Origin of the sequence: Streptomyces sp. IBSNAI002 (assembly GCF_052244475.1) — a bacterium.
In the GTDB taxonomy this organism is placed as follows: Bacteria; Actinomycetota; Actinomycetes; order Streptomycetales; family Streptomycetaceae; genus Streptomyces.
This window is the reverse complement of the sequence record NZ_JBQPXG010000002.1, coordinates 6,242,662-6,255,868: the sequence shown is the minus strand read 5'-3', so window position 1 is coordinate 6,255,868 and position 13,207 is coordinate 6,242,662. Positions and strand designations below refer to the sequence as shown.

The following is a 13,207-nucleotide window of genomic DNA, read 5'->3' as shown; positions in this document are numbered from 1 at the left end:
AGCAAGATAACGCGATATGTCCGATTTACGACGCAACCGGTCCGATGGGATGCCGATATCGCCATCGGGTTGGGCCACGACGCCGAGTCCCGGCCGGGGGCCTGGGCAGGTGGCGCGGGGTCAGACCTCCGGCCGCAGCATCGGCGGGTTGAGCAGGGTGGCCCCGCCCGCCCGGAACAGCTGAGCCGGGCGCCCGCCCTGACGGGTCGTCGTCCCTCCGGCCGGCACCAGGAACCCGGGGGTCCCGGTGACCTTGCGGTGGAAGTTCCGCGGGTCGAGGGCCACGCCCCACACGGCCTCGTAGACCCGGCGCAGCTCGCCGACGGTGAACTCTGGCGGGCAGAAGGCGGTGGCCAGGGAGGAGTACTCGATCTTCGAGCGGGCCCGCTCGACACCGTCGGCGAGGATCCGGGCGTGGTCGAAGGCGAGCCCTGCGGAGCCCTCCTCCTCGGATGCCAGCAGTTCGTCGACCGGGGCCCAGCGGGCACTGTTGGCGTCTCCGCCCGCCCGGGGGGCCGGCAGGTCCGGAGCCAGCACCAGGTGCGCCACGCTGACCACGCGCATGCGCGGATCGCGCTTCGGATCGCCGTACGTGGCCAGCTGTTCGAGATGGGCCCCGTTGCCCGCACCCGGCACGACGGGGTCGTGGGCGCACAGCCCGGTCTCCTCGGAGAGCTCGCGCGCCGCGGCCCCCGCCAGGTCCTCGTCTCCGCGCACGAATCCGCCGGGTAGCGCCCAGCGCCCCTGGAACGGCTGCTCACCCCGCCGGACGACCAGCGCACACAGCGCGTGGCGCCGCACGGTGAGCACGACCAGGTCGACGGTGACGGCAAAGGGCGGGAAGGCCGACGGGTCGTAGGGCGACATGCCGCGATCATAGTCGTCTGCCTGACGATAAACAGCGCTTTGGTGACCTTGAAGCCACCGTTCTGCGGGCCGGGACGTCCCGCCGGACCGGCAAGCCGCCCCTGCTCTGGTGACCGGGAAGGTGTGCCGGTCACCGCGTCAGCCTCCCAGTTGGAGCGCATCGGCGGCCTCCTCCACCATGCCGAGGCCGAGCCGGCTGACCCGGACGGCGAAGGGCTCCCCCGATACGCGCAGGCCGGAGAGGCGCAGGGCCCCGAGGGGTGCACCGGGGAGCGGCACGAGGGCGACCGTGCCCGCGGGGGCGTCGGGGCGGATTCCGGCGAGGGCGGTCAGGACGTGGATCCCGGCCGCCGCGGCCACCGCGGCCGGGCGGCAGGCCGCCGGATGCGGGAGCGGAGCGCTGTGGGAGACGCGCTGCTCTGCCGCGAACATCTCCGGCAGCCGGTACCCGAAGGTCTCCGCCGCGTCCAGCAGGCCCCGGAGCAGGCCCGCGGCCTCCTTCTCGAAGCCCGCCTGGGCCAGTCCGGCCACCGCCACGGCGCTCTCGTACGCCCGCACCGCTCCCGAGCGGTGCCCGAACGGGTTGTGGCCGGGCTCCTTGACGGCCATGCTCCGCAGCCCCCACCCGCAGTCCATGGCGGGGGCTCCGAGCAACCGCGCCACCTGCTCGGTGCGCGCCCGGTCCAGCAGCCCCGGGGCGAGCCGGCCGCCGCTGAGGAGGCCGGTGTCGAGCAGGTGCACGGCGGCCCCCGTGAGCCGGGGCAGCGGCCGTCCGTCCGGGTGCAGGGCCGCCGCGGGCCGGCCCCCGTCCGGACCGTCGATCCAGAACCGGGTCCGGAACCGTTCCCGCAGCGCGGCCGCCCACTGCCGCCACTCCTCGGCGCCGGGCCGCCCGCACGCGGCGAGCAGATCGGCTCCGAGGAGCGCGGCCCGGTGGGCGTGGGCCTGCGTCTCGCAGCGCCGGGGACCGGGGTCGGGATCGGCCAGGAATCCGTCGTCGCCCAGAGTGCCCCTCAGCCAGTCGAGGCATCCCTCGGCGGCGGGGAGCAGCCGGGCCACCCCGTCCTCCGGCATTCCCCAGAGCCGGGCCTCGGCGAGCACCGCGGGGAAGGCCAGGGTCGCCTCCGTGCCGGTGCATCCCGGCGGGAGCTGAGGGCCGGCCCCGCGCAGCGGGCCCGGGATCATCCCCGCGTCGGGGCCGCTCCCGCCGTTCTGATTGCGGGCCAGGATCCGCAAGGTCGCCTCGGCGAGCCCGGTCCCGAGCGGCAGCGCCATCCGCGCGGCCCAGAGCGATTCCGCCGGGGCCAGTCCCAGACGCCATGGCACCCCTGCGGCCACGAAGGCATCACCCGGTTCCCCTGGATCTCTCATCAGCAGCGCCCTCAGGTCCTCGACGCTGGTGCGGAACCACGCCTCGGCTCTCGGGTCGTCCCCTTCGGCCCGGGCGTCGGCGAGCGGATTCGCCACCTGGCCGGCGGACGCCCGCGTGACGCGGTCGTGCGTGGTCCGCAGTTCGATGGTGCGCGACTCGCCGGGGCCCAGTTCGAGCACCCAGCGCAGCAGCCCGGACGAGGCCAGCGCGTCGTCCGGCGGCGGATCGGCGGCGGTGACGGCCTGCGCCCCGCCGGTGCTCCACCTCAGCCCGGCGGCGTGGACGGCGGCGGGCAGCTCCGGCCCGGGGTGCCCGGCGGCAACGGCGGCGAGCTCCGCCAGGTCGGTGCCGAGCAGCACCTCCACCGGCAGCCGGACCGGCCGGGAGGCGAAGCTGCGCAGGGTGATCCGCTCGGTGCCGTCCGCGTGCCGGACCCGTTCCACTCCGATGTCCGGGTCGGGGCCGGGCTCCGCTCCGGTGCGCACGGTCGCGGTGAAGGCCGCCCGGTCGGCGCCGAGGCTGCGCCCCTGGACGGACACCGGGTCCCGTCCGCCGACGCGCAGCACGCAGCGGGCCAGCAGCCGGCGCCCGGCGCGGTAGATCCCGTCGATCCCCCGCCCCGTCAGCTGGCCGTGTTCGGGCGAGATGGCCAGGCAGGGCGCGGCGACGCAGATGAGGGCGCCGTGCACGGGCGGCAGATCCTGCCTGCGGGCGGCGGGCACGCCGGGTGGTCGGAGTGGTGCGGGGTGAGACATGCGTCGCCTTGTCTGCGCTCCGGTCGGTTCAGCTGGGCGGCGGCACGGCCGGGCCCCCGCCGCCCTCCAGGGGAACGCCCTCACCCCCGCCCGGGTCACGGGGCGCGGCGCCGGCCGCGAGCGGCCGGGGCGAAGCCTTCGACGCACGACGGCCACCAGGGAGCTCCGGATGGACCGCAGCGGGCTGCCGCACCGGGGCGGACGGGGGCTCACTGCCCGCTCCCCGCGGTGCGGCGGGACTCGCGGTTCGGAGCCTGCTTTCCCCGGCGGCCGCGGGGGCGCGAACCTGCCGGGCGACGGCCCAGCCTGGGTTCGCGGCGCCGCCGCTCCTCGCGCAGGCACTCCCGCAGTCCCTCGGGGTCGATGCCCTCGTTGCAGGCGTGGTGGAGCAGCTGGGCGAAGCGGTACTCGGCGTCCGCCCGCAGGGCCAGGCCGAGGACGATCCGGGCGGTCGGCTCGTCCCCGCTGGACCAGGAGACCCAGCCCGCGAGGGTGAGCGGCGCCGCCGCGTGTTCGCCGTACGCGCCGACGCAGCGCCGGGCGAGTGCCCGCCACAGCCTCAGGGCGGGCGCCGCCTCCTCGTCCTCCATCCATTCGGCCGCGATGTCCCGGATCTCGCGGTCCTGGAGGCCGAGGATCAGTGCGGCCGCCTCGTCGTGGTCGAGCAGCGCGTCGTCCCGGTCGTCGGCGTGGGTCCCCTCGACGGTCGGGGCGAGGGTGATGCGCCGCATCAGCGTCCGGGCGAGCTCCAGGGTCTCGGCGCCCACCTCCTCTCGGGTGGCCCCGTCGAGGATCTTCGGCACGAGGGCGGCGGCCGCCCGGTCCAGGGCGCGCTCCATCTCCGCTGCCGCGGCGCCGCCCAGGGGCGCCAGCCGTCCCTCGATCTCCTTGAGCGAGCCGCGGACCTGGAGGCCCGCGAAGGTCGCCGCGGCGGCCATCACCGAGGTGCCGACCGCGGCCAGCGGGCTGCCCTCGGCGGGGCAGCAGCGCTGGTCGGGGCAGACGTAGGACCAGAAGCGGCCCGCGGAGAGGCACAGTGCTTCGAGCACGGGCACGTCCAGGGCGCCGCAGGCAAGCCTGATGCGCTGGGCGAGCGGCCGCAGCCGGGTCATCACCCGCTGTCCGCTCTCGCCGCCGTGCGGTTCCTGGCAGAGGAAGACGACGATGCCGTCGGGCTTGCCGCCACGCCTTTCGCTGCCGCGGATCAGGCATTCGGCCACCTGGCGTGCGGTGTCCTCCCATTCCGCGGAGGTGGCCGGAATGCCGACGCGGAGCCGGCCGCCGAAGCGGCCGCCCTCGCCGTGCACGGCGACCATGACGAGGGAGTCGGTGGGATGGAAGCCGAGCATGTAGGGCAGTGCGTCGGCCAGTTCGGCCGGGCTGCGCAGGCTGATCCGTGAGTCGGTGGTGGATCCGGCGGTGCTGGTGGACGGCCGGTCGGACGGGTCGTGTGATGCGTGGTCGTTCGTCATGCCCCGAAGGTCCCGCGCAAGATCCGATCCCGAAAGCCCTGTGGATAACTCAATTTCAAGCTTCAACTTCCACAGGCTCAGGGTGCCATTGGCGCGATGTCGGAGGCATCGGGTTGCATGGGGGCATGAACGCAGACCTGAGGTCCTCGGCCGACTCCGTACTCGCCCGCCTCGTGGGCGACCCCACGGGCACGGCTCGGCTGCGCGAGGACCAGTGGCGGGCGATCGAAGCGCTCGTCGCGCACAAGCGCCGGGCGCTGGTGGTCCAGCGCACGGGCTGGGGCAAGTCCGCGGTGTACTTCGTCGCCACCTCGCTCCTGCGGGCGAGCGGCGCCGGACCCACCGTGATCGTCTCCCCGCTCCTCGCGCTGATGCGCAACCAGGTCGAGGCCGCCGCCCGCGCCGGGATCCGCGCCCGCACCATCAACTCCGCCAACCCCGAAGAGTGGGAGGGCATCCAGGCCGAGGTCGCGGCGGGCGAGGTGGACGTCCTGCTGGTGAGCCCCGAACGGCTCAACAACCCCGACTTCCGCGACCAGGTCCTCCCCAAGCTGTCCGCCGCGACCGGCCTCCTCGTCGTGGACGAGGCCCACTGCATCTCCGACTGGGGTCACGACTTCCGCCCGGACTACCGCAGGCTGCGCACCATGCTGGCCGACCTGCCGCCGGGCGTCCCGGTGCTCGCCACGACCGCCACGGCCAACGCCCGCGTGACCGCCGACGTCGCCGAACAGCTCGGTACCGGCGCGGGCACGGACGCGCTCGTGCTGCGCGGCCCGCTGGACCGCGAGAGCCTGAGCCTGGCCGTGCTCACCCTGCCCGACGCGGCGCACCGGCTGGCCTGGCTCGCCGACCACCTCGGCGACCTGCCGGGCTCCGGGATCATCTACACGCTGACGGTCGCGGCGGCCGAGGAGGTCACCGCGTACCTGCGCCACCGCGGGCACACGGTCTCCTCGTACACCGGGAAGACGGAGAACGCCGACCGGCAGCAGGCCGAGGACGACCTCCAGGCCAACCGGGTGAAGGCGCTGGTGGCCACCTCCGCCCTGGGCATGGGCTTCGACAAGCCCGACCTCGGCTTCGTCGTGCACCTGGGCTCCCCCTCCTCCCCCATCGCCTACTACCAGCAGGTCGGCCGCGCCGGCCGCGGCGTGGAGCACGCGGAGGTGCTGCTCCTGCCCGGCCGGGAGGACGAGGCGATCTGGCAGTACTTCGCGTCGGTGGCCTTCCCGCCCGAGGAGCAGGTGCGCCGCACCCTGGACGTGCTCGCCCAGGCGGGGCGGCCGCTGTCGCTGCCCGCCCTGGAGCCACTGGTCGACCTGCGCCGCACCCGGCTGGAGACGATGCTCAAGGTCCTGGACGTGGACGGCGCCGTGCACCGGGTCAAGGGCGGCTGGACCTCGACCGGCGAGCCGTGGGCGTACGACGCCGAGCGGTACGCCTGGGTGGCCCGGCAGCGGGCCGCGGAGCAGCAGGCCATGCGCGACTACGCGGCGGCCACCGGGTGCCGCATGGAGTTCCTGCGCCGCCAGCTCGACGACGAACAGGCCGCCCCCTGTGGCCGCTGCGACAACTGTGCCGGGGCCCGGTTCACGGCGGACGTGTCCTCCGCCGCGCTGGACACCGCCCGTGGTGAGCTCGGCCGTCCGGGTGTGGAGCTGGAGCCGCGCAAGATGTGGCCGACCGGGCTCGCGGCGGTCGGCGTCGACCTGAAGGGCCGCATCCCGGCGGGGGAACTGGCCTCCACGGGCCGGGCGCTGGGCCGGCTCTCCGACATCGGATGGGGCAACCGGCTGCGCCCGATGCTCGCCCCGCAGAGCCCGGACCAGACTATTCCGGACGACGTCGCCCAAGCCGTGGTGGCCGTCCTCGCCGACTGGGCCCGCGGTCCGGGCGGCTGGGCCTCGGAAGCCCCGGACGCACCGCCCAGGCCGGTGGGCGTGGTCGCGCTGCCCTCGCGCAGCCGCCCCCAGCTGGTCGGTTCGCTGGCCGCGCGGATCGCGGAGGTCGGGCGGCTGCCCCTGCTGGGGACGATCGCGTACACGGACCAGGTCCCGGAGTACGGCCTGCCCTCGTCCAACAGCGCCCAGCGCGTTCGGGGGCTCCACCAGGCCTTGAGCGTGCCCCCGACCCTGGCGGCGACGCTGGCCGAGGCAGCGGGACCGGTACTCCTCGTGGACGACCGCGCGGAGAGCGGATGGACCCTCGCCGTGGCCGCCCGGCTGCTCCGGCGGGCAGGCGCGAAGGAGGTGTTTCCGCTGGTGCTGGCGCTTCAGCCATAGCCGAATGCGTCAACTTCGGCCTGACGGGGCAAGGATATGAACGGCATACCGGCGAATTCCGGTCGGCGGCTCCAATTGCTCGTTGCCGCATGCTCGCGGGCCACGCGAGAATTGGAGTGCTCCCGCCCGGCTCCCCGGCATCCTCCTGGGCCGTGCCGCGGCGCGCCCACACTCCAGCCGTGCCCGTCCGCGGGCGTGTACCCGAAGGGAGGACCGTGACCTTCGGATTCGCCCCGCCCTCGACCACGTCCCTGACAACGGCCACCGGCGGCGCCAGCCGGCACGGCCGGCTGCTGGAGCCCGCCGAGTGGACGGCAGCAGGCATCCCCCTGCTCCGCAACCCGCGCGAGGTCGTCAGCGGACTCCACTCCCGGCACAGCCCAGCGCCGTCCACCGCGGTCATCGCCGTCCTCGGCCCGGAGGAGCAGCTCGTCGCGAGCGCCTCCTTCGTGCAGCGGTCGGCCACGGCCGACGGCTGGGAGTACCGCAACGCCCTGCTGTCCCGCCTGCGCCGGGTCATCCCGCACGACTTGCGGCGCCGCACCCCGGTACGTACGGCGGTGCTGCTCTACTGCCGCGAGGGTGACGAGCGGTGGACCGAGGAGGACGGTGCCTGGATGTGGGGGCTGCGGGACGCCTGCACCCTGCACGGGCTGCGCTGCGGGGCGTACATCACGCTGACCCGCGGGGGCTGGCAGGTCCTGGGCGAGGGCCGGGGCGGCCGGCGGCCCAGCTCGGACTCACGCCCCGAGCGGCTGGGCGACGCGGTGGCCGAGTTCGCCCCGATCGCCCTGCACACCGGTGGCGGCGCGGCGGAGGCACTGCGCCGGACCGCCGCACGCTGACCCTCGTACAACCGCGGGCCGGCCCAGCACGCTGACCGTACGGCCCGTGGGCCGAACGGGTGCGTACGGCGCATCGGCCCCGGGTTTCAGCGGGGCCGGCCCACGGCCCGCCCCGCCCCACCCTTCCTTCGTCCGCACCGGAATACGGGACGTCAGACGCCCGCACCCAGCACGGAGTTGATCTGCTGCTGATCGCCGCACACGATCAGCAGTGCACCGGCCCGGGTGAGCGCGACCGGCAGGGAGCCCACGACCGTGTCGGCCGCTCCACCGTTGACGGCGAAGACGACGACGGGACGGTCGCCGGCGCGCTGGACCTGAGCGGCATCCGCGTAGAAGACGTCGTCCCCGGCGTCGTGCAGGGCCCAGTACGCGGCCTCGCCGAAGGACAGCTCGTGAGCGGCCCACGGGTGCGGGTCGCCGGTCGTGAGGACGAGGATGTCACCGGGCGCGCGCCCGGTGTCGAGCAGCAGGTCGACGGCCTCTTCGGCCGCGTCGAGCGCACCTTCGGCGGAGGCCGGGATCAGCTGGATCTGCGGCACCGCCGCCGAGACGGACGGCGCTGCGGGTGCGGCGGGGGCTGCGGGAACGGGTCCGGGGGTGGCCTGCGGCGCACGCTGCGCGGGCGGGGCGGGCCTGGGGGCGGTACCACCCGCGCGGCTTGCCGCTGCGGGGGAGGGACCGGGGCGTCCGGGCCGCGGGACGGCTGCGGGACGCGGACCAGGTACGGGACGGGGGGTCTGCGCGGTGCGGCTCGGCGCCGGCGTGACGCGGGGACCCTGGGCACTCTCGTGAATCTGAGGCTCCTCGATGGCGTGGTGAGAGGCGTGACGTGGTGTCTATCAAACAGCGGTACGAAACGTACCGGCCGGTGGCACGTGGGTGCGATCAGAAATCGAAGCCGAGTTGGCCTCCGTTTTCCAGCTCGACCGACTCCTCGCTGCGACGCACCTTCTTGAGGTGGCGCCACTGGGGAAGGGCGTCGAGGTACGACCACGAGAGCCGGTGGTAGGGGGTCGGCCCCAGCTCCTGCAGCGCCGCCTTGTGTACGGGCGAGGGGTATCCGGCGTTGGCGGCGAAGGCGAACTCCTCGAAGCCCCCGCCCTGTCCGCCGAGTTCGGCCATCATCCGGTCGCGCCGGACCTTGGCTATGACCGAGGCCGCCGCGACGGCGACGCACGACTGGTCGCCCTTGATCACCGTGCGGACCCGCCAGGGCGCGCCGAGGTAGTCGTGCTTGCCGTCGAGGATGACCGCGTCGGGCCGGACCGGGAGGGCCCCGAGGGCCCGTTCGGCCGCGAGCCTCAGGGCGGCGGTCATCCCCAGCTCGTCGATCTCCTCCGGGGAGGCGTCTCCGAGTGCGTAGGCGGTGACCCAGGCCTCCAGGACGTCGACGAGTGCATCGCGTCGCTTGGGGGTGAGCAGTTTGGAGTCGGTGAGCCCGGCGGGCGGCCGGCGCAGACCGGTGATCGCCGCGCACACGGTGACGGGACCGGCCCAGGCCCCTCGTCCGACTTCGTCGACCCCGGCGATGACCTTGGCGCCGGTGGTTGCACGGAGGGAGCGTTCGACGGTGTGGGTGGGTGCTTCGTACGGCATGGCGCCAGCAAGGTTACGCCGCCCCGCGCCGCCTGCACACCCCGCCCCGGGTCGAGCCCGGCTCCGGGCGATCCGCCGGTCCCCATCGGCCCCACACCCAGCCCCGCGCCGTGGCCTTCACACCGGATGCCGAGGGCCCCGCCCGCGGGGTCCGTCTCCCCGGCTGACACCCTTCCGCTTCGCTCCCGCACACCATCCTGCGGTCTCCTGGCGCTGCCACGAAACCCTCCCCGGTGACCCGCCTCCAACCTGCTCGATCCCGCGCCGAACCGGCTCCCGGATCAGTCGACAGACCTGTCCACACGCCCGGGACCGGACCACTCCGCGGAGCACCGGGCGCGGGTCGGGTCGCATTCGTGAAGCCGCGACCCGGGCCGAAGGGCACGACCCGGCCGCCTCCCCAACACCACGCCGAGATTAGCCCGTTCGAGTTCGGGGCGGGGTCGGCGGCATGACCGGAGGCCGGTGCCACGTCCCTCTCGTACTCGTTCTAGTACTCGTTGCGGCTGCCGAACGCGCCGAGGCGGGAGCACTCCTCGTACGTGGCCGTCACCGGCCGCTCGCGCAGGATCTGCCGGGCCCTGGCCTCACCCAGGCTCATGGCGTACCAGGGCACGTCCCCGACCCGGGAGATCTCCTGGTCGATCTCGTACAGGGCGCACGAGCGCCGGGGCTCGGGCAGCCGGTCGAGGGCCGGTACGGCGTCCGCCGACAGGCTCTGGAAGTAGGCCAGGTCGATCTTGCCGTCGGCCTCGAAGCGGGCCACGTTGCGCTCGGCGACCATCCCGTCCGGGGAGAGCAGCCCGAAGGCCAGGACGGCGGCCGCCGCACTCCCGGCGACCGCGCGCGGCAGCCAGCGGGCGCCGAACACGCCGGCCGCCATGATCAGTACGAGGACCAGGCCCAGCCACATCTCCATCGCGGTCACGGACACCCGCAGGATGGTCAGCCCGTACGCGTCCACGTACAGGTCCATGCGGCGCAGGGCGGACGCGACGACGACCAGCGTCAGCGCACACAGCACGCCGAGCACGACGCGTACGAAGCGGCGGTCGCCGGCGCCGGAACGCGGGGCCCAGCGCAGGGCCAGCGCGATCACGACGAGGGTGAACAGGGTGGCCCAGAGCAGCTGCCAGAAGCCCTGCCGCGCGTACTCGGCGTACGTGAGGCCGGTGCTCTTCAAGACCTTGTCGTATCCGCCGAACAGGACGGCGAGCTGCACGGCGTTGAAGCCGGCGAAGAGCAGGTTGAGCACGATGAGCGGAAGGGCCCATTCGACGCGGGAGCGGGCCTTGCCGGGAGTCACCTTGATCCGGTCCCAGCGCAGCGGGGCGGCGGCCGCGCGGGCCGCGGCCAGGGCGAGGAGGGAGCCGAACAGGAAGAGGACGATCCGGATGGGTCCGTCCTCTATGGAGATGTCGGGCGTCAGCCCGCCCAGCAGATCGGCGAAGGCCGCGTCGGCGGAGGCGAAGAGCGTGCCGAAGAGGAGCAGGAGGGCCAGCGCCACGACGACGGCCTTGACCACGGGCAGCCAGCGGTCCTTGCTGACGCCGCCGCGCGAGCGCATGCCCGCCCAGGCCCAGCCGAGCCCGGACACGGCGGCCTCGAAGACACCGAGCGGGCTGAGCAGGACGCCGGGCCAGGTGCGGCTGCCGTGCAGGGCCAGCGCTCCGAGCAGGAGGGCGGCGAGGATCGCGAGGGTGGACGGCCACGCCGAATCGCGCAGGGCGGGTACGGCGAGGAGGGCCAGGCAGCCGGCCGCCCAGAGCAGGGTCCAGGGGCGGGCGCTGCGGCGGGCCGCGCGGGCGGCGGCGTAGGCGGCGACCACGGCGGGTACGACGGCGAGGAGCAGGCCCGGGCCGATGCCGTCACCGAGGAGCAGGGCGGCGCAGACTCCGGTGAACAGCGTCGCGACGAGGGTCACGGCCCCGATCGGGGCGGCTTCGGCGGGCCGTACCTGGACCACCCACGCGGGCGGGGCGGAGGCCGCGGCGGCCCGGGCGACGGCGGCCCGGTGCCAGGCCTGTTGCTGCTGCCAGGCCTGCCAGGCGGCGGCGTCGGCCGGGGTTCCGGTGCCCGTTGGTGGTACGGCCGCGGCCGGTGGCGCCTGTTCGGCCGCCGGCTTTTCGGCAATGGGCCTGTCGGCGGCCGTGCCCTCGGTCCGGTCCGCGGCCTTGTCCAGCCCGTCGGTGTTCTCTGACATCGGGTTCCCCTCCCCTGTCGGCCGCCCCGGGTTCGGGTGGGGCGGCGGAGCGGACAGCGTAGGCCGACGGGATGGAGTTTTGAACAGGCTCAAAAGAGTCCTGTGGCAGGACCGTGACAATCGGAATCCGAGGCTTCACCCCCGCGGAACCACCCCGGCGACCCGCGCCCGCCCAACCCGCCGGGCCGCCCTCTCTGCCAGGGCCGACGCCGACTAGCGCGCCACCGCCTCCGGCAGCCAGGCCGGCAGGGCCTCGGTACGCGCCAGCCAGGCCGCCGGCAGCACCTCGTCGCCGCGCGCACCCAGCACGCCGCCGACGATCGCGCAGGTCGTGTCGACGTCGCCGCCCACCTGTGCGGTGGTCCAGAACGCCCGCTCGTAGTCGTCCAGCGACCGCGCCGCCGACCACAGGGCGAACGGCACGGTGTCATGGGCGCTCGTGCGCCGCCCGCAGCCCAGGACGGCCGCTACCGTGGTCGCGTCGCCGTAGTCCAGCATGTCGCGGGCACGGCGGATCCCGGCGCCCACGGCGCTGCGCGGCACCAGGGCGATCACCCCGTCCAGCAGGTCCGCCGCCTTCGGCGGACCAGCCGGGTCCGCGGCGAGCGCGGCCGCCGCGGCGACGGCCATCGCCCCGCAGACGGCCTCACGGTGCTGGTGGGTGGTGTAGGCGGAGATCTCCGCCTGGTGCGTGGCCTGCTCGGGGTCGTCCGCGTACCAGGCACCCAGGGGCGCGATCCGCATGGCGGCGCCGTTGCCCCAGGAGCCCTGGCCGTTGAACAGTTCGGCGGCGAGCGTGCGCCAGTCCTGGCCCTCCCGGACCAGGCGCAGCATCCGGTTCACGGCCGGCCCGTAGCCCCGGTCGAAGTCGTGGTGGTGGGCGAAGGAGCTCGCCAGCGCGTCCTGGTCGATGCGGCCGTACTCGGCGAGCACGGCCGCCACCGAGCAGGCCATCTCCGTGTCATCGGTCCACTGCCACGTCTCGGAGCCGATGGGCAGTTCACGCCGCTTGAGGAGCGGGTAGTTCACGGGGACGAAGTACTGGGAGCCCAGGGCGTCCCCCAGGGCCAGCCCGCGAAGGCTGGACAGGGCGCGTGCGTAGCGCCGTTCGGAAGTGGAATCAGGCGTCATCGCGGGTCACTCTAGCCGTCCAGGTCGTAGGGCTCAGGTGTGGTCCAGCGCTCAAACGGGCGGTCCATCCGGTACCGGCCGTCCGGGCCCAGCAGCAGCGTCCGGAATGCGCCGTTCTCGGGATTGGACAGGGCCTCGAACTCGGACACCGACCAGTGGAACCAGCGCATGCAGAACAGCCGCATGGTCAGCCCGTGCGTCACGAGCAGCACGTTCTGCGGATGGTCGGGGGCCTCGAAGCTGCGGTAGAGGCTCTCCAGGAAGGACCCGACCCGGTCGTACACGTCGGCGCCCGACTCGCCCTGTGCGAAGCGGTAGAAGAAGTGCCCGTAGGCGTCCCGGTACGCCTTCTGCAGGCGTACGTCGTCCCGGTCCTGCCAGTTCCCCCAGTCCTGCTCGCGCAGCCTCGGCTCCTCGCGCACCCGGACCCGCGTGGGGTCCAGCCGCAGCTCCCGGAAGGTCTGCAGGGTCCGGCGGTAGGGGGAGACGTACGCGCTGATCGTCTCGTCGCCGAAGAGCTCGCGCAGCCGTACGCCGACCGCCGCGGCCTGCTCGCGCCCGGTCGCGGTCAGCCGCAGGGCGTGGTCGGGCTCGCGTTCGTACACCGAGTCGTCGGCATTCCCCTCGGATTCCCCGTGCCGGACGAGGACGATGCGCCGTGGTCGAACCATCCCACGA

At 74.4% G+C, this 13,207-nt stretch carries 10 protein-coding genes; 2 read left to right on the top strand and 8 right to left on the bottom strand.

Annotation, left to right across the window (positions count from 1 at the left end; all coding sequences use genetic code 11):
* Positions 1–120 precede the first annotated feature (120 nt).
* From ACTVZO_RS30035 to ACTVZO_RS30025, 3 genes are all read right to left on the bottom strand, one after another.
* Complete coding sequence (locus ACTVZO_RS30035) at positions 121–867, bottom strand: NUDIX hydrolase (RefSeq protein WP_443301293.1); 747 nt, start codon at positions 865–867, stop codon at positions 121–123.
* Positions 868–1,005: 138 nt separating this feature from the next.
* Complete coding sequence (locus tag ACTVZO_RS30030; RefSeq protein WP_443301292.1) at positions 1,006–2,994, bottom strand: glycogen debranching N-terminal domain-containing protein; 1,989 nt, start codon at positions 2,992–2,994, stop codon at positions 1,006–1,008.
* Positions 2,995–3,203: 209 nt separating this feature from the next.
* The gene (locus ACTVZO_RS30025; RefSeq protein ID WP_443301291.1) at positions 3,204–4,466 is read right to left on the bottom strand and encodes a DUF4192 domain-containing protein; all 1,263 of its coding nucleotides are present in this window, start codon (positions 4,464–4,466) and stop codon (positions 3,204–3,206) included.
* Positions 4,467–4,591: 125 nt separating this feature from the next.
* Between ACTVZO_RS30025 and ACTVZO_RS30020 the strand changes: the two genes are divergently transcribed.
* Together ACTVZO_RS30020 and ACTVZO_RS30015 are read left to right on the top strand one after the other, a co-directional pair.
* On the top strand, positions 4,592–6,751 hold the full coding sequence (locus ACTVZO_RS30020) for a RecQ family ATP-dependent DNA helicase (protein ID WP_443301290.1): 2,160 nt from the start codon (positions 4,592–4,594) through the stop codon (positions 6,749–6,751).
* A gap of 215 nt (positions 6,752–6,966) precedes the next feature.
* Positions 6,967–7,596 carry a hypothetical protein gene (locus ACTVZO_RS30015; protein ID WP_443301289.1) on the top strand — a complete coding sequence of 210 codons (630 nt, stop codon included), beginning with the start codon at positions 6,967–6,969 and terminating at the stop codon, positions 7,594–7,596.
* 152 nt (positions 7,597–7,748) lie between these two features.
* Here the strand turns inward: ACTVZO_RS30015 and ACTVZO_RS30010 are convergent, their stop codons facing one another.
* The 5 genes from ACTVZO_RS30010 to ACTVZO_RS29990 all read right to left on the bottom strand — a co-directional run bounded on the left by ACTVZO_RS30010 (position 7,749) and on the right by ACTVZO_RS29990 (position 13,200).
* A complete protein-coding gene (locus tag ACTVZO_RS30010; protein ID WP_443303308.1) occupies positions 7,749–8,408 on the bottom strand; it encodes a hypothetical protein in 660 nt (219 codons plus the stop codon).
* A gap of 76 nt (positions 8,409–8,484) precedes the next feature.
* Positions 8,485–9,195, bottom strand: a complete 711-nt coding sequence (locus tag ACTVZO_RS30005) for a ribonuclease HII (protein ID WP_443301288.1) — start codon at positions 9,193–9,195, stop codon at positions 8,485–8,487.
* Between the two features lie 490 nt (positions 9,196–9,685).
* Positions 9,686–11,398, bottom strand: a complete 1,713-nt coding sequence (locus ACTVZO_RS30000) for a DUF4153 domain-containing protein (RefSeq protein ID WP_443301287.1) — start codon at positions 11,396–11,398, stop codon at positions 9,686–9,688.
* Between the two features lie 213 nt (positions 11,399–11,611).
* Complete coding sequence (locus ACTVZO_RS29995; RefSeq protein WP_443301286.1) at positions 11,612–12,529, bottom strand: ADP-ribosylglycohydrolase family protein; 918 nt, start codon at positions 12,527–12,529, stop codon at positions 11,612–11,614.
* An 11-nt stretch (positions 12,530–12,540) separates the two neighbouring features.
* Positions 12,541–13,200: a histidine phosphatase family protein gene (locus ACTVZO_RS29990; RefSeq protein WP_443301285.1), complete on the bottom strand. Its 660-nt coding sequence runs from the start codon at positions 13,198–13,200 to the stop codon at positions 12,541–12,543.
* Positions 13,201–13,207: the final 7 nt, after the last annotated feature.